We start from the raw sequence: 571 nt of genomic DNA on the forward strand, positions 1-571 counted from the left end.
GGCCAGCTGGGTGATGCGCACGATCGCGTCCTCGACGTCGCGCGGGGCGACCATCATCAGGTCCGCGAGCTCATCCACGATGACCAACAGGTACGGGTATGGGCGCAGCACGCGCTTGGAGTCCGGCGGCAGCTTCACCTGGCCGGCCCGGACGGCCTTGTTGAAGTCGTCCACGTGCTTGTAGCCGAACGCCGCGAGGTCGTCGTAGCGGGTGTCCATCTCCTTGACGACCCACTGCAGCGCCTCGGCCGCCTTCTTCGGGCTCGTGATGATCGGGGTGACCAGGTGGGGCACGCCCTCGTACGCGGTGAGCTCGACGCGCTTGGGGTCCACCATCACCATGCGCACCTCGTCCGGGGTGGAGCGCATGAGGATCGAGGTGATCATCGAATTCACGAACGAGGACTTGCCGGCGCCGGTGGCGCCCGCCACGAGCATGTGGGGCATCTTCGCGAGGTTGGCCACCACGTAGCCGCCCTCCACGTCCTTGCCGACGCCCATCACCATCGGGTGGTCGGTGCGCTGGGCGGCCTGCGAGCGCAGGACGTCGCCGAGGGCCACGACCTCCTGG

The 571-nt window shown here is 68.3% G+C and carries 1 protein-coding gene; it reads right to left on the reverse strand.

The window, feature by feature from the left end; genetic code table 11:
- A partial coding sequence (locus ACFWJO_RS38030; protein WP_386872717.1) for an FtsK/SpoIIIE domain-containing protein occupies positions 1–571 on the reverse strand: 571 nt, incomplete at both ends.

Source organism: Streptomyces sp. NPDC127092, from assembly GCF_042722475.1.
Taxonomy (GTDB): domain Bacteria; phylum Actinomycetota; class Actinomycetes; order Streptomycetales; family Streptomycetaceae; genus Streptomyces.